This is a genomic window from Alkalihalophilus marmarensis DSM 21297 (assembly GCF_000474275.2).
Taxonomy (GTDB): Bacteria; Bacillota; Bacilli; order Bacillales; family Bacillaceae_D; genus Alkalihalophilus; species Alkalihalophilus marmarensis.
On the sequence record NZ_ATAE01000032.1, the window covers coordinates 64,202 to 86,344 of the forward strand.

General features: G+C 40.4%; 21 protein-coding genes. 4 read left to right on the plus strand and 17 right to left on the minus strand.

Translation table 11 applies throughout. The annotated features are described in order from the left end of the window. Positions 1–4 precede the first annotated feature (4 nt). From scpA to A33I_RS11810, 6 genes are all read right to left on the minus strand, one after another. Positions 5–2,170 (minus strand): methylmalonyl-CoA mutase, encoded by a 2,166-nt coding sequence (gene scpA / locus A33I_RS11785; RefSeq protein WP_022628620.1) that lies wholly within the window; start codon positions 2,168–2,170, stop codon positions 5–7. After that, on the minus strand, positions 2,167–4,200 hold the full coding sequence (locus A33I_RS11790) for a methylmalonyl-CoA mutase family protein (protein ID WP_022628621.1): 2,034 nt from the start codon (positions 4,198–4,200) through the stop codon (positions 2,167–2,169). The genes scpA and A33I_RS11790 overlap by 4 nt, the downstream gene beginning before the upstream one ends. A gap of 69 nt (positions 4,201–4,269) precedes the next feature. Continuing rightward, entirely contained in the window at positions 4,270–5,820 is a 1,551-nt protein-coding gene (locus tag A33I_RS11795; RefSeq protein WP_022628622.1) for an acyl-CoA carboxylase subunit beta, read from the minus strand. A 113-nt stretch (positions 5,821–5,933) separates the two neighbouring features. Continuing rightward, on the minus strand, positions 5,934–6,440 hold the full coding sequence (gene accB / locus A33I_RS11800; protein ID WP_022628623.1) for an acetyl-CoA carboxylase biotin carboxyl carrier protein: 507 nt from the start codon (positions 6,438–6,440) through the stop codon (positions 5,934–5,936). 22 nt (positions 6,441–6,462) lie between these two features. Then, on the minus strand, positions 6,463–7,101 hold the full coding sequence (locus tag A33I_RS11805) for a TetR/AcrR family transcriptional regulator (protein ID WP_012959837.1): 639 nt from the start codon (positions 7,099–7,101) through the stop codon (positions 6,463–6,465). 174 nt (positions 7,102–7,275) lie between these two features. Continuing rightward, positions 7,276–8,109, minus strand: coding sequence for a dimethylarginine dimethylaminohydrolase family protein (locus A33I_RS11810; protein ID WP_022628624.1), 834 nt, complete (start codon positions 8,107–8,109; stop codon positions 7,276–7,278). A 126-nt stretch (positions 8,110–8,235) separates the two neighbouring features. Between A33I_RS11810 and A33I_RS11815 the strand changes: the two genes are divergently transcribed. After that, on the plus strand, positions 8,236–8,448 hold the full coding sequence (locus A33I_RS11815; protein ID WP_022628625.1) for a hypothetical protein: 213 nt from the start codon (positions 8,236–8,238) through the stop codon (positions 8,446–8,448). A 397-nt stretch (positions 8,449–8,845) separates the two neighbouring features. Here the strand turns inward: A33I_RS11815 and A33I_RS20600 are convergent, their stop codons facing one another. After that, a complete protein-coding gene (locus A33I_RS20600; protein ID WP_012959840.1) occupies positions 8,846–8,986 on the minus strand; it encodes a lmo0937 family membrane protein in 141 nt (46 codons plus the stop codon). A 136-nt stretch (positions 8,987–9,122) separates the two neighbouring features. Next, positions 9,123–10,322 carry a GTP-binding protein gene (locus A33I_RS11820; protein ID WP_022628626.1) on the minus strand — a complete coding sequence of 400 codons (1,200 nt, stop codon included), beginning with the start codon at positions 10,320–10,322 and terminating at the stop codon, positions 9,123–9,125. A gap of 129 nt (positions 10,323–10,451) precedes the next feature. Here A33I_RS11820 and A33I_RS11825 point away from each other — a divergent pair, with 129 nt between their 5' ends. Then, on the plus strand, positions 10,452–11,624 hold the full coding sequence (locus A33I_RS11825; protein ID WP_022628627.1) for an FAD/NAD(P)-binding protein: 1,173 nt from the start codon (positions 10,452–10,454) through the stop codon (positions 11,622–11,624). Positions 11,625–11,674: 50 nt separating this feature from the next. Here A33I_RS11825 and A33I_RS11830 read toward each other — a convergent pair whose 3' ends face one another. Together A33I_RS11830 and A33I_RS11835 are read right to left on the minus strand one after the other, a co-directional pair. Then, positions 11,675–11,971, minus strand: a complete 297-nt coding sequence (locus A33I_RS11830; protein ID WP_022628628.1) for an IDEAL domain-containing protein — start codon at positions 11,969–11,971, stop codon at positions 11,675–11,677. 164 nt (positions 11,972–12,135) lie between these two features. Beyond that, positions 12,136–12,924, minus strand: a complete 789-nt coding sequence (locus tag A33I_RS11835) for a hypothetical protein (RefSeq protein WP_022628629.1) — start codon at positions 12,922–12,924, stop codon at positions 12,136–12,138. A 225-nt stretch (positions 12,925–13,149) separates the two neighbouring features. On the opposite strand from A33I_RS11835, the gene A33I_RS11840 reads away from it, so the two are divergent. Next, positions 13,150–13,515 carry a YhjD family protein gene (locus tag A33I_RS11840; RefSeq protein ID WP_012959845.1) on the plus strand — a complete coding sequence of 122 codons (366 nt, stop codon included), beginning with the start codon at positions 13,150–13,152 and terminating at the stop codon, positions 13,513–13,515. 78 nt (positions 13,516–13,593) lie between these two features. On the opposite strand, the gene A33I_RS11845 is transcribed toward A33I_RS11840, so the two are convergent. From A33I_RS11845 to A33I_RS11875, 7 genes are all read right to left on the minus strand, one after another. After that, the gene (locus A33I_RS11845; protein ID WP_022628630.1) at positions 13,594–13,872 is read right to left on the minus strand and encodes a DUF3006 domain-containing protein; all 279 of its coding nucleotides are present in this window, start codon (positions 13,870–13,872) and stop codon (positions 13,594–13,596) included. A gap of 25 nt (positions 13,873–13,897) precedes the next feature. Next, the gene (locus A33I_RS11850; RefSeq protein WP_022628631.1) at positions 13,898–14,977 is read right to left on the minus strand and encodes an MBL fold metallo-hydrolase; all 1,080 of its coding nucleotides are present in this window, start codon (positions 14,975–14,977) and stop codon (positions 13,898–13,900) included. A 115-nt stretch (positions 14,978–15,092) separates the two neighbouring features. Further along, complete coding sequence (locus A33I_RS11855) at positions 15,093–15,452, minus strand: response regulator (RefSeq protein WP_012959848.1); 360 nt, start codon at positions 15,450–15,452, stop codon at positions 15,093–15,095. A 47-nt stretch (positions 15,453–15,499) separates the two neighbouring features. Then, on the minus strand, positions 15,500–15,946 hold the full coding sequence (locus A33I_RS11860) for a chemotaxis protein CheW (protein ID WP_022628632.1): 447 nt from the start codon (positions 15,944–15,946) through the stop codon (positions 15,500–15,502). Between the two features lie 23 nt (positions 15,947–15,969). Then, a complete protein-coding gene (locus A33I_RS11865) occupies positions 15,970–18,057 on the minus strand; it encodes a chemotaxis protein CheA (protein ID WP_022628633.1) in 2,088 nt (695 codons plus the stop codon). Between the two features lie 248 nt (positions 18,058–18,305). Next, entirely contained in the window at positions 18,306–19,991 is a 1,686-nt protein-coding gene (locus tag A33I_RS11870; protein ID WP_161808684.1) for an EAL domain-containing protein, read from the minus strand. 100 nt (positions 19,992–20,091) lie between these two features. Beyond that, a complete protein-coding gene (locus tag A33I_RS11875; protein WP_022628635.1) occupies positions 20,092–20,907 on the minus strand; it encodes an HAD family hydrolase in 816 nt (271 codons plus the stop codon). Positions 20,908–21,138: 231 nt separating this feature from the next. Between A33I_RS11875 and A33I_RS11880 the strand changes: the two genes are divergently transcribed. Further along, a complete protein-coding gene (locus tag A33I_RS11880; RefSeq protein ID WP_022628636.1) occupies positions 21,139–22,107 on the plus strand; it encodes a phosphate/phosphite/phosphonate ABC transporter substrate-binding protein in 969 nt (322 codons plus the stop codon). The last annotated feature ends 36 nt before the right edge of the window (positions 22,108–22,143 follow it).

Genomic DNA, 22,143 nt, shown 5'->3' on the forward strand with positions numbered 1-22,143 from the left:
AGTGTTACTCCACTTCTTCTTCTAAGCCGAGCCGCTCTATTAATTCTTCAAGAATCTGCGCTGCTGCAACCGGGATCACTGTACCAGGTCCGAAAATGGCTGCCGCTCCGTTTTCTTTTAAGAATTCATAGTCTTGAGCAGGAATAACTCCGCCTATAATCACTAAAATATCTTCACGTCCATGTTTCTTTAATTCTTCTACTACTTGTGGCAATAGCGTTTTATGACCGGCAGCAAGTGAACTCATTCCAATGACATGGACATCATTTTCTACTGCTTGCAGAGCGGCTTCTGCTGGTGTCTGGAACAATGGCCCGATATCAACGTCAAATCCCATATCAGCAAATGCAGTGGAAATCACCTTTGCTCCGCGATCATGTCCATCTTGTCCCATCTTTGCAATCATGATTCTCGGCCTGCGTCCTTCTGCTTGCTCAAATTCATCCGTTAATTTGCGGATATTTTCCATCTCTTCATTCTCTCCAAACTCAGAACGGTACACCCCGCTAATTGATCGGATGACCGCTTTATGTCTGCCTACTACTTTCTCATAAGCCATAGAAATCTCACCTAAGCTAGCACGTGCACGAGCAGCATCTACTGCTAATTCTAACAGATTTCCTTCACCTGTTTCTGCAGCTTTGGTGATTGCAGCTAAAGCGGCTTCTACTTTCGCTTCATCACGCTGTGCACGCAGCTTTTCTAAACGGCGGATCTGCGCCTCGCGAACGACTGTATTATCGATATTTAAAATATCTAACGGCTCTTCTGCATCCAGACGATAAGTATTTACCCCAATGATTGTTTCTTTCTTTGAATCAATATGCGCCTGCCTTCTAGCCGCAGCTTCTTCAATTCGCATTTTCGGTAGCCCTGTTTCGATCGCCTTAGCCATCCCGCCAAGCTCTTCAATCTCCTCAATATGAGCCCATGCCTTTTCTAGAAGCTCAGCCGTTAGAGACTCTACATAATAAGAACCTCCCCACGGATCAAGGACGTTAGTTAAACCCGTTTCATCTTGTAAGTAAAGCTGAGTATTACGAGCGATCCTTGCAGAGAAATCCGTAGGTAGGGCAATGGCTTCATCTAATGCGTTCGTATGAAGGGATTGCGTGTGCCCCATTGAGGCTGCCATGGCTTCAATGCAAGTACGCACAACATTATTGTATGGATCTTGCTCTGTTAAGCTCCACCCTGATGTTTGTGAGTGAGTGCGAAGGGCAAGGGATTTATCATTTTTAGGATTAAACGGCTTAATCAGTTTCGCCCAAATTAAACGAGCTGCACGCATTTTCGCCACTTCCATATAATAATTCATGCCGATTGCCCAGAAAAAGGACAGCCTAGGCGCAAATGAATCAATATCAAGCCCTGCTTTTATACCCGTTCTTACATACTCAAGGCCATCAGCTAGTGTGTAGGCAAGCTCGATATCCGCTGTCGCACCAGCTTCCTGCATATGATAACCGGAAATACTAATACTATTAAATTTCGGCATGTACTTTGAAGTATATTCAAAGATATCAGCAATCGCTTTCATAGAAGCTTCTGGAGGATAAATATATGTGTTTCGTACCATATACTCCTTCAAGATATCATTTTGAATCGTACCAGTGAGCTGTTCTGGCTTAACACCCTGCTCTTCTGCTGCAACAATGTAGAATGCCAAGATCGGCAGTACAGCCCCGTTCATCGTCATAGAAACAGACATCTGATCAAGCGGGATCCCGTCAAATAATATTTTCATATCAAGAATAGAATCTACGGCAACGCCGGCTTTACCAACATCGCCAACTACTCGTTCATGGTCACTGTCATAACCACGGTGGGTAGCTAGATCAAAAGCAATCGACAATCCTTTTTGGCCGGCTGCTAGGTTTCTGCGATAAAACGCATTACTTTCCTCTGCTGTTGAGAACCCGGCATATTGTCTAACCGTCCAAGGTCTTGTTTTATACATAGCTGGGTAAGGTCCGCGAAAGAACGGAGCAAGTCCCGCCACATAATTTAAATGCTTCATTCCCTGTGTATCATCTTTGGAGTAGCTAGACTTAACTGCAATCTTCTCCATTGTTTCGATTGTGTCAACTGTTTGTTCCACTTGACTCTCTGTTACTGACCGGCCGTCAAATACAGGAAACGCCATCTTATCAAAGGATGGTTTTGTCATTGTCTGGCCCTCCAATTCCATAGATTCATCAGCTGCTCATAATGATTGGCCCTCATGTGTATATATTCCGTTGCTCCTGCTTCATTTAAGAGGGCTGCTGCTTCATCTTTTTGTTTACCCGTTATATAAATGCGTACATCATGAGAAATCATCTGTTTCAGCTCGCTAATTAGAGCCGGTGCATGCTCTTTTAAATCTTCATCGGTGCCGCATATAACAAAGACATGTTCTTTTGCTAAGTTGCTTGCACTATCTTTAATGGAGTCTGCATTAAATGGTGATTCCACTTCAAAGCCCCCTGCTCTAAAGTATCCCGCAGCAAAATCAGCTCGAGGCTTATATTTTGCTAAAGGCCCGATTCCGATTAATACAGCAGATGCACGCTCTCCTTTTTTCTGCTCAAACTGCTTACTCAAATCTCTCATCTGCTCATAAGGCATAGAGAGTCTTCTAGATTCAACCGGCTCGGAAATTCTAGCCTGCTCATCGCTGTCTTCAACTATCACCTTATACATGGCAGACAGTGAATATCCATCTTTTGCAGCATGTAACCATTCATCAAAAGAAGCAGGCTGTACCTCAAGTGATTTTTCTGCCGTTCTTGTGCGATCAATGGCCCATTCTGCGGCCTCTTTATTTTCATGAAGCAGAGTTTCATCTAAATTAGCATACTGGTTTACTCCAACTACTGTTTGCTTTCTCGTTTCAACATCCTCAAGCCTTGCTTTCCATGTCTCATTAATCCAAGCCTGAGGCAGCCCCTCTGTTAATGCTTGAGACATCCCTCCGCACGCTTCAATCTCTTGAAATTTCTCCCATGCTTTTTTAGCGATCTCATCTGTTAAGTGCTCCACATACCATGCACCGCCTGATGCATCCTGAGTAGCTGCAAGATGACTCTCTTCCATAAGAATTAAGGAAGTGTTCCTTGCAATTCTTCTTGAAAATGAAGTAGACGGCTGAATCGGCTCATCAAACGGGCTTACTTGAATGCTGTCTGCTCCTGCTACTGCTGCACTAAATGCCTCACTTGTCCCGCGCAGCATATTTACATAAGGATCAAGCTTTGCTTTTGTAAAAGCAGATGTCCGTGCATGGATAAACATTTTAGATCCTTCTTCGCTTGCTCCGAACGCTTTCATAATCGCTGCCCATAGTAAACGGGCGCTTCTAATCTTAGCAATTTCTACAAACGACTGGCTTCCAATCGAAAATGAAAAAGCAATCGTACTCCCGGCTTGATCTGCTGAGAGCCCTCGGTTCATTAACTCTGACACATACTCCACGCCCGTTGAAAGAGCGCATGCCAACTCATCCGCAGTTGATGCTCCCCCGTTATGATAGGCATCACTCTGCACTAGAACCGTACGGATGTCTTTTTGCTTATCGATGACCCACTTACTCGCTTCTGCCATATCGTCATAGCTTGCTGATAGACTGAATGAAAGCTCACCATGCTTAGCTAATTCACTTAAAGGATCACAAGCAATGATTCCACTTAATTTTCCTTCATCAATAGAAGCAGCTACTGTAGACAACACCGGACTTAATAAAGCACCCGTATATAGATGCATCGGGTACTTTTCTACATCGATCCCTTCAAAAATCACTTGAAAATCTGCAGCTGACTCTACTTTCACCCCACGGTCATCATCTTTTTTGGGGTTGCCTTTTGCTGCTTCATCAAGCACTAGATGAAGTACATTTTGACCTCTTGCCAGATCATTACGAGCATGTTCATTTAAGACCTCTGGAGTGGCACCGCTTAACTCTTGACTGACTTTCCATTTGTCTCGTTTATGCTCAGTACCTCTCGTAAAAGGGAACTGTCCGGGCTGCTCAGATAAAGCAGCTAGGTTTTCTACATCTTTTTCTTGATACATTGGCTCAGTCGTAATGCCCTCATAAAGATGTGTTAAAAGCTTCTTTTCAAATGGAGCACCCTTTAAGGAACGTTCGGCTGCTTGCCGCCATTCTTCATATGTTGGTATCGGAAATTCGCTAAACTTATCCAGGTCCTTAGGCTTCATAGCGTTCCGGGAGCCTGTTTGAGGCTCACCTGCTCACTCCCTTCTCTTCTTAGGTCTGATCTAATCGATTTATAGAGGAATATTCCCATGCTTTTTCTTTGGAAGTTCTTTCTTCTTGTTACGCAGCATATCTAATGCTTGCGCTAGACTCTTACGTGTATCTCGTGGATCGATGACGTCATCTACCATTCCATTGCTGGCTGCAACATATGGATTGGCAAAACGTTCGCGGTAGTCAGCAATTTTAGCCGCTCGAGTCGCTTCTGGGTCATCGCTTTCATTAATTTCTTTAGCAAAAATAATATTAGCTGCGCCTTCAGGACCCATGACGGCAATTTCGGCATTTGGCCATGCATACACAACATCGGCTCCGATCGCTTTACTATTTAAAGCAACATAAGCGCCTCCAAATGCTTTTCTTAAAATGACCGTAATTTTAGGTACAGTCGCTTCTGAATAAGCATATAAGATTTTTGCCCCATGCCTGATAATACCTCCATGCTCTTGCTGTACTCCTGGAATAAACCCACTTACATCTTCAAATGTGATGAGAGGGATGTTGTAGCAGTCACAAAAACGGATAAAACGTGAGCATTTATCAGAAGAATCAATATCTAACCCGCCCGCCATCATTTTCGGATTGTTTGCAACAATTCCTACGGTCTCTCCTTCAATACGAGCAAAGCCGCAAACAATATTTTTAGCAAACTTAGGCTGAACTTCTAAGAAATCTTCATCATCTACAATTTTTTCGATCACGTGACGAACATCGTACACTTTTGTTCCATCTACAGGTACAATATCAATTAATTCTTCAATTCTCTCATCAAGAGGTTTAGTGTTCTCTGGCTTTTTGACTGGTGTACGCTCTTCATGATTTTGCGGCAAGAATGAAATAAGCTTTCTAACATCCTTTAAAACCTGCTCTTCAGAAGGAGACGTGAAATGTGCATTTCCGCTCACACTTGAATGAACTTTAGCTCCCCCAAGATTCTCGCTGTTAATCTTTGCACCAGTTACACTTTCAATGACCTTTGGACCGGTAATAAACATTTGGCTCGTTTTCTCCACCATAAAAACAAAGTCAGTAATTGCTGGAGAATAAACTGCTCCTCCTGCACAAGGTCCCATAATAACGGAAATTTGAGGCACTACACCTGAGTAAATCGCATTACGGTAGAAGATATGGCCGTACCCATCAAGTGAAAGCACTCCCTCTTGAATACGTGCTCCGCCTGAGTCATTTAACCCAATAATAGGCGCACCGTTTTCAGCTGCAAGATCCATTACCTTAGCAATTTTTCTAGCATGCATCTCACCAAGGGCTCCTCCAAATACAGTGAAGTCCTGGGCAAACAAGAAGATTAAGCGTCCGTCTACTTTACCGTACCCAGTGACAACTCCTTCACCCGGTGCTTCTGCAGATCCGTAATCAAGGCCTCTATGTTCAATAAAAGGATTTAATTCAACAAATGTCCCTTCATCTACTAATAGGTCAATACGTTCTCTTGCTGTCATTTTGCCGCGATCATGCTGGGCATCAATTCTTGCTTCACCGCCGCCTAGCTTCACTTTTTCTCTTCGCTCTTCTAACTCATTGATACGATCAAGCATATCCATACGTCATCTTCCTTCCTATTCCTATGGTTGAACGATCTCTTACTTAATAGATTGACTTACGTTTACTTAGGTTTGATTTATTTAGATTAGTTTATTTAGATTGATTGATTGATTTATTTAGATTGAAGAGCGAACAACGGCTGGCCGTATTCAACAAGCTCCCCGTTTTCTACTAAAATATCAACAATTTTACCGTTCATTTCTGCTTCAAGCTCATTCATAAGCTTCATCGCTTCGACAATACAAACCACTTCCCCTTCTTTCACTTCAGCCCCAACTTCTACATACGGCTTAGAATCAGGCGATGGGGAGGAATAGAACGTACCTACCATTGGTGAAAGGATGTGTTCTACATCTTCTTTTGCAGCATCTTTCGGTGCGGATGCTTCCTCTTTTACTGGTGTTTCTTCTTTTACCGGCGGCGCGGCAGTTACTGTTTTGGCAGCAGGCTGTGCTTCTGGAGCGGATGCTGTAACAGGCTCGGCAGCATCAACTAGCTGTACTCCGCTGTTCTTTTTAAGAGTGATTTGTTCCTTTCCTTCTCCTTTTACGGTTACTTCTGATAAATTAGAACGGTCAAGCGCACGGATAAGTTCTTTGATTTCACTCACTTTATACATGTTGGTCATCTCCTTTGCTTATTTAACAATTTAATGAATCCGGTTTCAAAAAGAACCGTTGATTTTCAGGTTTTTGCAGTGCTTCTGGCGTTAAAACAGAGTGCATTACTAAGTCAGCATAAATTAAGGCAATATCATTTATTGAATATTTACCTGTATCCTTATACCACTTGTACGTCCAGTTCGTCATTCCAAAAATGGCCATAGATGTAATTGGAACTGGTATTTCTTTTCTAAATTCTCCTTGCTGAATGCCTTCTTCTACCACTCGAAACATCATTTTTTTATAACGATCACGCTTCACTTTGATCGTTTGAAAGTAATCTGAGCTCAAATATAGGGACTCTTGGTAAAAAACCGTTACGTGAGGACGATATAATTCAAACATCATAACAAAGGACTTTACGGTCTCGTACAGCCTTTCTGCAGGTGTATTATAGCGTGTGTATGCATCTTCTGCTTTGGTTAAGATGTATGTAATAAACGAGTCATGTATCGTATATAAGAGTTCATCTTTAGACCTGAAGTTATGATAAAATCCACCTTTTGAAGTCCCGCTTTCTTTCACAATCTTATCAACGGTTACAGCATGGAACCCTTGTTCTTCAAATAATAATAAAGCAGCCTCAATAATCCGATCTTTTGTCGGCTTTACACTCATCTCGTTCACTTCACCTCTCTCTGTTATTTTCGACCGACTGGTCAGTCTGTTAACAAAATTGTACGAAACGTTCCGACTATTGTCAATATTGTTTCTGTAATCGCTTGCAAATTTATTTTTATTCACTCTAAAAAACCGCTATTTCCGAGGAAATAGCGGTTTTTTCTACATACATTATTTTCGGTAAAGAGGCAGCGTCACACAGCGAAATGCTCCTCCTGATTTAATTATTTCAGATAAATCTACTTCAATAATCTCGAATCCTGATTCTTTGATTTGAGCATTTGTCGCTTTATTAAGGGGCAAAGCAATCACTTTTTTATTGCCTATACTCAATACGTTTGTCGCTAAAGTAAACTGTTCTTCTTCTGATACTTCGATTAATTGATATCGTTCCTCTAACAATCTCACTGCCTCATCATCAATTGCCTCAGGGTAAATTAATGCCGAATCATTGGAAAGGGGATTAAATACACAATCTAGATGAAGATACTTCTCATCAAACTTTATTAACTGGATCTCATGATTCGGGTGAGATGCTCTGAGCTGGTCGACGGTCAGCCTTGATGTACGGCTGCTGTCCCCAACAAAAATGTGGCTTCCATCTATTATGACGTCACCACCTTCAATCGTTCCTCCTTCTACCTCTGTATAGGAGTACTCATGATCTTCTAGAAATTGTTTTAAAACTTTCTCCTCACCTTGACGAATCGTTCTTTTCAACGCTCCTACATAAATCGTATCATCAATCGTGAAACCAATATCTCTTGTGAAGACCTGTTCTGGATAATCTTTTCTTGCGGGAAGTAAATGGACATCGACCTGCTCTCTCTTTAATGTTGAAACAAGTGCTTCGTGCTGCCTTTTCGCTTTTTCAACATTAATATTCTCTTCTTTGTAATGCTCTTGTGTATCATTAATCGCTTCTTCTATTTTCATATAGTCTGGTTCACAAAGTAAGACGGTTTTTAACGTGTCATATTCTGTTTGGCATCCTTTTTGCTTCATCATTCTCACCTTTTCATCATGATTTTTATTAAAACGTTTACTTTTTATATGTAGGGAGGGCACGTATCTTTTTTCGATCTCATATGATAATGAGGAGAGGGTGTTCGTAAGGAGGCTAGATCGACGATGGAATTTCAAGTCAATCGTATGAAAAAATTAATCGAGCATGATCGCTTTTTAAAGTCCACCTATAATGACCTGTTAGATAAGCAATCGTTAGATAGTCACTTGCATGTAAAGCCGATGAATGAAGAGGAAGCTCTTCAATATGTGTTTAAAGTATATGTACAGTCTGAGCCAATTTTGCTTAATGCATACAATCATTTAACAAACGATTAAGTGTAGATTAGAGAGAAGTGGCTGGGAAAACAAAGGCTCTAACTGAAAATGTGAACAATGTGAGGAGCATACACACCGCTCTTGAAATATACTTCGCTTTTCGCGGGGAGCCAGTGAGCTTCCTCATGCTTTCCCCTGTGGGATCTCACTCCTGCTCTAGTCACCGCAGAAGTCTACGTATATTTCATCCGCTAAGTTATTGCTTTGTATAGAGATGTCGTGGAGTGATCTAGATATCCTTCAACCCATTTACAAAACAATAAAGTCTGGCCCTTTTCGCGTACTTTTCAATTAAGAAAGTACGCGATAAGGGCCTTTTTTTGCTCTAAGTAAGGTTCACTTCTTGTAAAACACTTCTGTCAAATCCTACTCGCTGTTCTTGCCTACGATAGGACCGCTAAGCCCTTCTACCCGTTAACATGCGAACGATAAAGACAATAAGTGCAATCACTAATAAAATGTGAATTAGGTTACCGGCTATCTCAAAGCTAAAGCCCAACAGCCATAGTATTAAAATAATAATGAGGATTGTCCACATACAGTTTCACTCCTTTGTTATCATTTGCTCTTATGTTGTTTGTTCCCTGAATACACATTTTGAAACCTAAAAAAACAAACGGCAGCGATAAACTGCCGTTTGTTTCTTTAATACGATTGAACTTCATGATTGCACTTTATGATTGAACTTCAACAATATCTGTCCATGCTGGAATGGGGTCGTTAAATGTTGTCCAGTCTTGGTTCATTTCTTCCTCTGTTACTAAGCATTGATCAAAATACGCTTCTATTTCCTTTCGATCCAATTCAAGACCTATAAATACTAACTCGGTCATTCGATCTCCATATTCCTTATCCCACCGCTCACGAATCTCAGGCTCTTCTTCAAGGATGATTGCTTTATCCGCATCGATCATAGCATCCACCCATAACCCGGCAGGTTCAAATACCATAGATGGCCCTGCCTGGCTTAATAGAGCGGCAATATTATTTCTTGTCGCAATCCAGGCGATCCCTTTAGCACGCACGATCATACTTGGCCAATCTTGGATAGCATTCATAAGTCTTTCAGGATGAAATGGTTTACGCCTTCTATAGACAAAGCTTGATATACCGTATTCCTCTGTTTCTGGAGTATGTTCTGTTTGAAGCTCTTTTAACCAGCCAGCAGATTGACTGGATTTCTCAAAATCAAACAGACCAGTATTTAAAATATTTTCTGGATCTACTTTTCCTTCTGCAATCCTTAAGAACTTTGCTTGAGGCTGTAACGTACGCAGCACTTGCTCCATCTCATCTAACTCTTCATTGCCTACTAGATCACACTTATTTAATAGCAAGACATCACAAAATTCAATTTGATCAATTAAAAGGTCAACAATTTCACGTTCATCATCATCATTGACGGCTTGTCCTCGATCAAGCAATGATTCTCCTGATTCATAGTCATGCCAGAAGCGATAGGCATCAACAACTGTAACCATTGTATCTAAGCGACAAACTGCTGTCAGATCAATGCCGCTTTCTTCGTCTGCATAGGAAAATGTTTGAGCAACTGGCATAGGCTCGCCGATTCCTGTAGACTCGATCAGAATGTAGTCGTACTTTCCTTCGTTTGCCAGTCTTTCGACTTCAACGAGCAAGTCTTCTCTTAACGTACAACAAATACAGCCATTCGACATTTCTACTAGTTTCTCATCTACACGTGAAACCCCTCCGCCACTTTTCACCATGGACGCATCAATATTTACCTCACTTAAATCATTTACAATAACAGCAACTTTAAGCCCATCTCTATTATGTAAAATATGATTTAAAATTGTTGTTTTCCCTGCTCCTAAATATCCGCTTAACACCGTTACAGGCAGTTTATTCATTCTAATCCACACCCTAATACGTAATAATTACGATTTAAACTTTATCATTTTATGCTTGGCAAATCAATCATTTTTCTGTAAGATTAGAAATTAAATCGTAATTGTTACGTTTTGAAAGGAGAGTCCGTTATGAAAAATTGGGTAATTATCGGTGGTGGTATTCAAGGGATCACGTTAGCCAGCTACCTCTTGGCTAAAAAAGGAGTTCCGATTGAGCAGCTATCCATTATCGACCCGCATGAAGAACCTTTAGCGATGTGGAAACATTGTACAAAACAAGTGGGGATGTCTTATTTGCGCTCTCCTTCTATTCATCATCTGCAGCCAGAACCATTTGGACTAGAGGCCTTTGCGAAGAAAAAAAATCTATATAAGCAACAAGCTTTTGTTCCTCCTTATGACCGGCCAAAGCTCTCATTATTCAACGAGCATTGTGAACATCTAATTAAAGATCATCAAATTAAACAAAGCTGGGTTCAGGGGCGTGTAAACGGCTTAAAGAAGAATACGGATTACTGGATGATTCAATTAGAGAGCGGTGAGGTGATAGCAAGCAGACATGTTGTTCTTGCTATAGGAGTAGGTGAACAGCCTATTTGGCCAGATTTTGCCTATAGCTTAAAAGAAGAAGGAGCGAAAATTGAACATATATTTGATCAGACCAAGTGCATAACCTCCGAAGAAGATCGAGTATTAGTAGCAGGAGGGGGGATCAGCGGTGTTCAAACCGCATTAAAATTAAGTAATGAGTTAAAAAATCCGGTAACCCTTTTGACTAGACATCCATTTCGAGTAAAGCAGTTTGATTCACATCCAGGATGGCTCGGACCAAAATATATGCGGCATTTCTTGAAGAAAAAATCATACGATCAAAGAAGATCGCTGATTAAACAGGCTAGAAACCGCGGTTCGCTTCCGGCTGAGCTGCGCACTATGCTAAGAAGGGCTGAATCAGAAGATCTAGTGCAATCGATAGTGAATGAAATAGCTGAAACGTATTATGATGGGCGTATTCATTTGACCTTTCAAGACGGCACTTCTTGGTACGGCGACAAAGTAATTTTAGCTACAGGCTTTCATCCTAATCCGCCTGGTATGGATTGGCTCACCCAAACGATAGAAGAAGAGCATTTAACTTGTCATACTTGCGGCTATCCAATTGTAGATGATCATACGCTAGAATGGAGTGAAAATCTTTTTGTCTTAGGGGCACTAGCAGAATTATCCTTAGGACCAGTTGCTAGAAATATATCCGGAGCTAGAAGAGGCGCAGAAAGAATAATAGCTGCACATAGCAGCTGACAGCTTGAAAAAGCATCGTATGTATGAGCAGATGCTTTTTCAAGTGTAAACTATTCAAATGTGAGGTGAAGCTCATATCCATTTTCTATAATCATTTTCCCATTTTTATGGTTTTCGATGTGCTCTTTATATGCTAGGGAATGAGCAGAGAACGCTTCTCGATCTCCGCACTCTAGTGCTTGATCGATTGAATTCAGCAATTGAGATTTTTTAAAGTGGTACATTGAATATTCAAGAACGGCCTGGGCGTAAAGAGACTGGACTGTTGATTCTGTACGTTTTTGAAGTGACTTAATAATTTCTAATTGTCGGTAAACGTTGTTATCCATCGCAAAGTGATTATTCATTGCGTATCCCTCCTTAGCTTTCTCTTTGTTCTACTATACCCTTCACTGCTATTTTCAAACCATTCACACATCTTTCTTGAGAAAAAGTTATCCTTTTTAACCTTCCTAAAACTACTAAAAAAACAGGCAGCTTTATTTCTAAGCCTGCCTGTCTCTCCTTAAAATTACATTGATTTTTCCCTTTTTATTTCTTCGCCGCGGGCTTTCCGTTCTTCTTTCGTTAGTTTAGGACATGCATAGCACTTCTTGCCATTTTCCTTAACATAACTCATGCAGCACGCTGCTTTCACTCTAACCGGCTCTACGGGCTCCCACCAGCTGTCCACATAGCGAAAGGTTACATCATATGGATTTCTTTTTAAGCCAAAAACCTCGCAGTCGACCTCTCTTAACGTATGCAGATCGTCATTTATTTGTTTCTTTCTCTCATTATCAGCGGTCACCATCCACGCCTCTTGCTGCTTATAAAATGGATTACATAGAAGCCCAAAAGCCTGCTGAATAGGTAAAGTCGAGGTAAGGGCAACCATTTCTATTACCGGACGAAGATGGTCAAATAATGCTTCATACTTCTCAGTTAACACTTTTTCTCGATCGCCTTCAGGAAGCTTAATGCAGTCGGCTTTAATTAAGGAAAAGCCAACTTCATCTCCCTTTACATAGAAGGCCAAATCTTCGTAGTCAAGCCAGGAGTCATAATGAGATACGGTGTATTGATGAGCTGTACATAAATAAGCGATCCACTTCATCATATTCGCGCCGCCTGCTCTTTCATCAAGCCCTTTGCATGCTGCTGTTCGCTCTTTCATGATCTCCTTCATTACCGCTTCTTTTTGAAGTTCATTTAACTTATAATATGAATCCGCTTCTTTGTTTAATTGATTTATCTTAATAAAGAACGTTGCCTCAAGCTCTTTTTTTAGATCTTGGGTAAATCGTTGCCCATCAGTCATACTAGCAGCTCCCTTCTTTTATGTAGCGCTCTTTCTCTATTACCAATCTTTTTAGATTAATGTTTTCGTTTACACTATATCATAATCGATTCAACGTGATCATGCAGGAGCTGTGCAAAAGAGTTCCTTTTTAATAAGTTTTCTTTTTCCATTATTAACTAGTTGTTTTTTTAAAGTCTTTTGCATATAATAAGAACATAAGTTCGCATAAGGAGGATGGAGATAATGGCGAAGCTGACTAGTGACGAGCATCAAGCCCTTCATCACTATATTTTACTTTTAGTAGCCAGGCAAGTTCTTGAACGCGACTTTTCGTACCTAGAGCAGGCTAATTTAAAATTAGCTCACCCTTATCTCGAACTAACTAAATCCGTTCTTGATCATATCAGTAAAGAACTAAAAGCGATGAAGACTTATTTACACGCCCATCACATTACCATTGACAGCAGAAAACAAGAGGGGTTATTTAGTGAATATTACTACCGTCATAAAGGATATGAAGGCGTAACTAGGGTTTTAAATGCTCATTTAAAAAACCAAGTGCATGATTATGTTACATCCTGCTTTACTACATTTAGAAAGCCTTCTTAATTAAAACACCCTTCTTACTCTCCTGACAAAAAAGAAAGTGAATCACGCAAAGTGACTCACCTTCCTGCTTTTTTAGGTTTATTTTTTCTTGAAACGGCTTTTTTGATTCGCTTTTAGCTGCTTAAGCATATCAGTGACAGGAGATTCGAAAATTCGCTCTTCTTTTTTCATATGCTTATTAATGACCAGACGTGCATGCTCTCTCTCACCTTGCATGTTTACTTCCACTTCAAAGGAATCTCCTTCACATACACCAGGCGGTAGATCACTTAGTGGTATAGTATATTCTTTTTCGCTTTCACCAACAAGCAGCACGGCTGCTTTGTTATCTACAATACGATCAAGTACAGCAATCATTTTATCCCTCCTATACAATCAGCAGTTAGTTCTTCAAACAAGCTAGCTCTTCTTCTATAATTTCAGAGAGTCTCCCATCACCAATTCCATTAATATCTGTTAATTCATGGAGGTTTGTAATAGGTCGCATGTCTATAAGCTGCTGGGCTCTTTCTTCTCCGATATGAACAATCGTTGTTAATTCGCCTATAGAAGCTTCATTTATATTTATACAGCTGTCACTAGGTAAATCCCCATTTAATGCAGACTGCGGATTATTTTCTGTGTGTATTGATATACTGCTGCCGTCGCTGATCATTTGAATCGACCCATGAAGATCTGTTCCATACCACTCAAGATTTAATCTATCAATTCTCTCGATCACTTCCCGGTGAGGATGACCATATTCATTATCTGCTCCTGCAGAGTAAACGGCATACATTGGATCCACCTTACGTAAGAACGCCTCCTCGCTTGAGGTAGAAGACCCATGATGCCCTAACTTGATAACATCGGCCTGAAGGTTCACTCCATTATCCACTAATTCCAACTCAATTTCTTTTTCAATATCAGCCATAAACAGCCACGCTGCCTCACCATGCACCATTCGAAGCCCAATAGCTCCTTCATGAAAATCACCTGTTAATTCAGTGGGATTAATCACTTCAATCGTTAAAGAACCAATTTCAAACTCTTCACCTGCTCGCGGCTCATAATAGTCAGCGCCCGAAGCTGCAATAGCCTGAATCGCTCTTTCAAACGTTCTAGTCGTATGATTGTCACCAGACATCCACACTTCTGCGACCGGAAATTCAGCTAGTACTTGAGCCACTTGGCCGATATGATCAGCATGTGGGTGAGTTCCAACAAACAAGTCAATTTCAGTAACTCCCGCTTCTTTAAGAAGAGAGACCACTTCATCTCTGTCATGTCTGCCTGCATCAATTAAAACCGTCGAGTCTTTCGTTTGCAATAACGTTGCATCTCCTTGATCTACGTCTAGAAACGTAACGATCAGTTCATTTTCGCCAATTTCTATTGTTGCTTTTTCTTCTGAGGTTTGACTTAGCTCACTGCACCCGATAAGAAGCAGCATCAAACAAATCGTAAATAATACCGTTCTCATTTCAATCTCCCTACTCTTTTTTCGCCTGTTTATATCAAAGCTTGATTCATTACAATCATTAATTATACAAGAAAAAAAGAAATCATGGCACGTGGCTATGATTTCTTTTTGACGTTTATCCTAAAACTTTATTAATGGATTCTAGCACACGGTCTGCTTGAAACGGCTTAACAATAAAGTCTTTTGCACCAGACTGAATGGCATCAATAACCATTGATTGCTGTCCCATTGCAGAACACATAATCACTTTTGCAGAAGAATCAGTCTCTCTAATTGCTTTAAGAGCTTCAATTCCATCCATTTCCGGCATAGTGATATCCATTGTGACTAAATCAGGCTTTAATTCTTTATATTGATTGACTGCTTCTGCTCCATTAGCCGCTTCTCCAGCAATCTCAAACCCATTCTTAGATAAGATATCTTTAATCATCATTCGCATAAATGCCGCATCATCTACAATTAATACAGACGCCATCTAATCACCTCTTCACCTTTGCTCTATGTATTTATTATTCTTTCACTTTACGATTCTTGTATCACTTTTTCCAAATTTAAAAGTGTAAATAAACGTTTATTAAGCTTGACTACACCTCGTAAGTATTCAGCTTCAATACCGCCGACCACTTCAGGAGTCGGCTCTATTTTATCAACTGGAATATCAATGACATCGTTTGCCCCATCAACGATAAATCCAATTTCAATATCACCTTTTTGGATCACTAGGATTCTCGTTGCTTCATCTAACCCTTTTTCTTCAATGCCAAATCGCTTTCTAAGGTTAATAATGGGTGTTATGACACCTCTTAAATTCATTACTCCTGTGACAAAGGGATATGTGCTTGGAATTCTAGTAACGGGCTGCATCCGTTCAATCGATTGAATATAATCTACTTCGATGGCATATTCCTCGTCTTTTAATTGAAAAACAATGACTTTCATTTCTGTTTTCGCAGCTGTTTCATTAGACACACGAAGGCCCCCTCACTCGTTCATTACTTAATTAATGCGTTGGTATCTACAATAAGAGCCACTTGGCCATTTCCTAAAATCGTAGCTCCTGAAATGGCAAACACGTTTGTCAGATAGTTTCCTAGAGATTTTAGTACGATATCGTGCTGTCCAATTAATGAATCAACGACAAGCCCCGCTACTTTATCACCTTTATTAATGATAACAAGTGAATAAAAGTCTTCCGTTTGCTGCTCACCAGGAACTTCAAATATATCTTTTAAGAAAACAAGCGGGACCACTTTACCGCGGAAATCAATCACTTTTTGATTGTGAGCGCTGTAAACATCCTGCTTATTAACAATGGCTGTTTCAACAATAGAGGATAACGGAATAGCGTATTTCTCTTCTTGTACTTCTACTAACATGACATCAATAATAGATAGCGTAAGCGGTAGTTGAATAGAGAAAATAGAACCTCTGCCAAGTACGGAATTAACCGTGACAATGCCGCCTAATGATTCAAATGTATTACGAACAACATCAAGCCCCACGCCTCGGCCTGACACATCTGTTATTTTCTCAGCTGTACTAAATCCAGAGGAGAATAACAGTCCAAAGACCTGCTGATCTGTCATCTTTTCTGCTTCTTCTTCTGTTACCACTCCATTAGATAAAGCTTTATTTAAGATTTTTTGACGATCAATACCGGCTCCGTCATCTTCAATTTCAATAAACACATTATTTCCGCTATGGTAGGCCTTTAATTTAACCGTACCTTCTTCTGGTTTTCCATTTGCCACACGAATATCAGGCGTTTCAATTCCATGATCGATTGAGTTTCGCAATAGATGAACTAATGGATCGCCAATTTCATCAATAATTGTTCGATCAAGCTCTGTATCGGCACCAACAATCTCAAGGTTCACTTTCTTGTTTAAGTCTTTTGACAAGCTGCGAACCATACGAGGAAATCGGTTAAAAACTTGTTCAACCGGCATCATTCGCATATTTAGAATGATCTCTTGCAAATCTCCAGAAATTCGTGACATTCTCTCAACGGTTTCATTAAGTTCATTATTTTTTAATTCACTAGCTATTTGCTCAAGTCTTCCGCGGTCGATAACAAGCTCTTCAAATAAATTCATTAGTACATCAAGGCGTTCAATATTCACTCGAATCGTTTTATTTGATTCATGTCCTGCTTTTTTAGTTTCCGCTTTATTTTCAGCTCCTGCTTCGCTTTTTGTCGCGTTCTTTTTATCGTGTTGTTGTTTAGACGGTACTGCTTGCTCTGTCGGTTCAGAGCTGATGTTTTTCTCACGGTCTACGAGCATTTCTTCTTTACTCGCCAAGTCAGCTTTTTCAACCGTCTGCACCATAACATTCGTAATCTCTGAAATTTTTAAGATACGCTGCTGTATTTCCTCTGCCTCAACTTTTGAGACAAGAGTCACCATAAATGTCTCATCAAACTTTTCTTCTTCTAATTGATCAGCACTTGGTGTGGATTTGATCACTTCCCCAACCTGCTCTAATACTTCAAATACCATAAATACCCGCGCTGCTTTCAACATTGCTTGTTCATCTAGTGTCACTTCGATCTGATATGCATAGTACCCTTGTTCAAAAGACTGCTCGAGCACCGTTCTTTCAAACTCATCATACACTTCAGTCAGCTGAACATTAGCAGCAGCTGGAGTTGCTACGGCCGCAGCCGTTTCTTTTTCCGCAAGGGATGCTGCTTCTATGCTCTCACCTTTCTCAATTGCCTCAAGCTTTGAAACAACGGCAGAAACATCACGCTTGCCTTCTCCGCCAGAAGCAATGTCTTGTACCATAGCTTCAAGGTCATCTACTGCCAAAAAAACGACATCCATCACTTCGGACGTAACACTTAATTTTTGATTGCGAATAAGGTCGAGTACATTTTCCATGTTATGAGTTAAGTGTGCTAAATCTTCAAAACCCATTGTTGCTGCCATTCCTTTAAGTGTATGAGCAGAACGAAAAACTTCTCCGACAATAGATAGATCATCCGGAGTTTGTTCTAATTTTAGTAAATGGTCGTTGATCGATTGTAAATGTTCTTGACTCTCATCAAGAAACACATCTAAATACTCTGAATTCATCAAGCTCTTGTTCACCTCAATGGTCACTTAGTCCCTTCATGTTAAGAGGAACCTGCCGACTGCTGTTTCTTTTATCATAGCACATTTTCCTAAAACATGAGTATTTATTCATAGTAAAAAATGAATATCTTTTCTCTATTATCTTAAGACACTTTCTTGTTTATATAGGGCGATAACATGTAATATAACAGGTGTTCAGGTGAAAATTCTGCAAGTAGCCACAGCTTTTTAGTTTAGAAGATATTCCATCAACATAGGTCTTTATACCTTAAATATTGTTCATATTCCTCTGTGGAAAGCGGCTTCGTATAATAATAGCCCTGAACAAGATCACAGCCTTGTTTTTGTAAGAAATCAAGCTGCTCTTTTGTCTCCACTCCTTCTGCAATAACCTTTAACTCCAGGGAACGGCCTAGATGAATGATCATTGATATGATCGCTTCTCCTTCTTTCCCCTTCCCGATCTTCTTGACAAATGACTGATCAATTTTCAATTCATGGACGGGCAGCTGCCCCACATACTGCAAAGAGCTGTATCCAGTCCCAAAATCATCTAAACTGATCCTGACTCCAACTTTAATTAATTGGTTTAAAATATCCAGCGTTCGATCTAAATCAACGGTTACACTTTCTGTAATCTCTAAATCCAAATATTCTGGAGGCAGTTTTGTTTCTTTTAAGATCTTTTCGATGGTATGAACAATATTGTGTTGTAGGAATTGTTTCAAAGAAAGATTGACTGACATCGGTACTTTAGGGTAGCCTTCATTAATCCACTTAGCTTTCTGCCGGCATGCTTCTCTTAAGATCCATTCTCCAATCGGAATAATAAGACCGGTTTCTTCTGCAATCGAGATAAACTCCCCAGGGCTAATCGTCCCTTCTATTGGGTGCTTCCATCTGACAAGAACCTCTTCACCACAAACATCCCCTGAATCTAAACAGAATTGTGGTTGATAATAGAGAGCAAATTCTCCTCGGTCAATTGCTTTCCTTAAATCATTCTCCACATGAAAATACCTAGAGAATTCTTGATACACATCGCGATTATAAACTTCCAGCCGATCCGATCCCTTCGCTTTGGCACGGTACATAGCTGCATCCGCTGAAGTCAGCAAAGATTCTGCATCAATTCCATTTTCAGGAAACAACGCAATTCCTACACTGCCTGTTAAAGTAAATTCAAACCCATCCATAATCAAAGGTTCACGAATAATCGTTAAGAGATCTTCCGTTAATGTAACAGGCTCTTCTTTTACCTTCACATCTGTCATCACTACCACAAATTCATCTCCCCCAAGACGTGCAATCAGAGATTGCTTAGGGAGGTGAGCTTGCAACCGTTCAGCAATATGTTTGAGAACCCGGTCTCCAAATAGATGACCAAGCGTATCATTAACATATTTAAAACGATCAAGATCGATAAACAGAACGGCTAGTTTCTCCTTACTGCTGGCAGCATGATGTAATTTATTCTCTAAATAGTTCATAAAGCAGCGTCTATTCGGAAGGTTAGTCAATGGGTCTTCGTTTGCGAGACGATAGACTTCATCTTGTTGTTCGCTGCACTCAGCTGCTGATTTTTTGATTCCAAGAACAACTGCCCCTGCCGCCTTATGCTCAATGATGGTTGGAATCCAGGTATATACATAAGAGTGGGTGTAATCAACACTACCAGCCTTCTCCGAGTGGGATACGTTCCCACTCATCACCTCATCCCATGCCTTCTCATCATATATATCGGTCAGATGTTCAATTTTTTGATTGATAATTTCCTTACGTGACCATTCATTCATATGTAGCCCTGCTTCATTCACCCTCACACATTCACCCGCTGCATTAATCACAAGCAACAGATAGGGGCTTTGTTCAAATAAAGACATATATTCTTTTTCTAAATCGGAGAACCCGGGTTGTATATCATCGAATTTCATCGTGTTATCCACTCTCTTCTTAGAAATCTTTTCCATCCATTATATACTTCATTATACCATGATCAGAACTCACTAAAAAAAGCCAACCAACAGGTTAGCTTCAATGAAAACAATCTACAACAGACGAGATGACTTTTACATTCCTATGAAAAGAAGGGGGCGTATCCGGGTTTATGTATATTCCATCCATGCCTAGTAAAACAGCGGGAGCCACATCATTAATGTAATTATCACCTATTGATACCGTGCGATCTGGTTCGACTTGATACGCGGCAAGCAGCTGTTTGAACAACCGGCTCGTCTCAGCTGGCTTTTTAGCTGAAGGAATCACTTCTTTGAACATATCTGTTAATTGTAGTTCATGTAATAGACGGTTGACGTCATCGATATCGCTATTTGTCACAAGAACGACCGAAGTTGCAGCGGCAAGTCTTTCAAGTGAGTCTTTTAACCCCGGCAGCGGATCGAGAGTGAAAGCATCAGTCACCATAAATTCTTTTGTTGCTACATAACTTGAATAGCAATCTTCTACTCCGTAATGCTTCGCACATACAAAAGGAAGCCACCAGCCATCTCCTATTGCAATCATCGACTCAAAATCAAAAATAAGCTTTTCTTGATAAAGATCCCGTGTTTCTTGTTCTGATAAAAGAGAGCCATCCCATCTTAAGGCCTCCGCTACAAGGAGAGTCATAGGATCGATTGTTAAAACAAGATCCTTCTCTACATCATAGGCTTTCCCAATCGTAACGGGGTGCTCCCCTTCTTTCATCTTCTCGTAATCAGAAGCAAACTCTTTTTGTTGATCCTCTTTTACTTTTTGTTTTAAGTGATTCGCATAATACTCAAAATGTTCCCCTCCTTCATATAACGTTCCGTCTAAATCAAAAATAATCAAATCATACCGTTCTAGCACAGACATTCTCCTTCCAAAAAAATTAAACACATATAGTCATCGTATCATTGATCACACGCTGTTCTTTTACAGTTTTCTACAAAAAACTTAAAGATATTGTTAAAGATGTAAATTTGTAAAGCCACTATAAACAATGTGTAAAAATACGGCGCAATGTGTAGATTTGTCATTACCTATCCCCCATAATCACAGCTGTAAGACAAACAAATACATACGAGGTGGGGAAAAGAAATGAAAAAAATGATGACGGCTTTACTCATGATGCTGCTCGCATTAATGCTCGCTGCTTGTGGGGAGAGTAATGAGGAAACAACAGCAACCCAAGATCCAGAGCCACAAGAGGAAGATACAGAAGTTGAAGAGGATGATGCAGCTGCTGAAGGCCTGCCTGATGAACTGATTATGGGCTTTGTACCTTCACAAGATTCAGACAAGATTGCCGACACAGTAGCACCACTAGCTGATCGTCTATCTGAAGAATTAGGCATTCCAGTATCGGGACAAGTAATGACTAACTATACGGCACTAGTTGAAGCAATGGGAAATGATCGAGTTCATATCGGCTTTATCCCAGCTTTCGGTTATGTTCTTGCGACTGAGCGTTATGACAACGTGGAAGCTATTCTAAAATCTGTTCGCCATGGCTCTTCTACTTACCGAGCACAATATACTGTTCGTGCAGATTCTGGCATTGAGTCAATCGAAGATCTTGAAGGAAAAGTATGGGCATTCCCGGATAATGTTTCAACAAGCGGATACTTATTCCCTGCTGCTCAATTAATGGATGAGTACGGTGTAGAGGCTGTAGAAGATTATTTCAGCGACTTAATCCAAGCAGGTTCACATGATAATGCCATGATTATGGTTCTTGAAGGCGATGCTGATGTTGCGACTACATTTGAAGATGCACGTACAGCGATTGAAGGCGATTATCCTGAAGCAATGGATGAGCTGGTGCAGCTTGATTTTACAGCTGATATTCCTAATGATACGATCAGCGCTAACACAAACATGCCAGCTGACTTTATCGAGCAGATTCGTGCAGCTTTCTTATCATTCAATGATGACGAGGAAATGCTTACGATTATGGATGAAGTGTATAACTGGACAGGCATCGATGAAGCAGCAGACAGCGACTACGATGTGGTCCGCAGCACTTATGAAAAGTTCAAAGATGACGGAGCGATTTCTTTAGATTAACAGGGTGTACAAATAACCTTTAACATGACGAAGGAG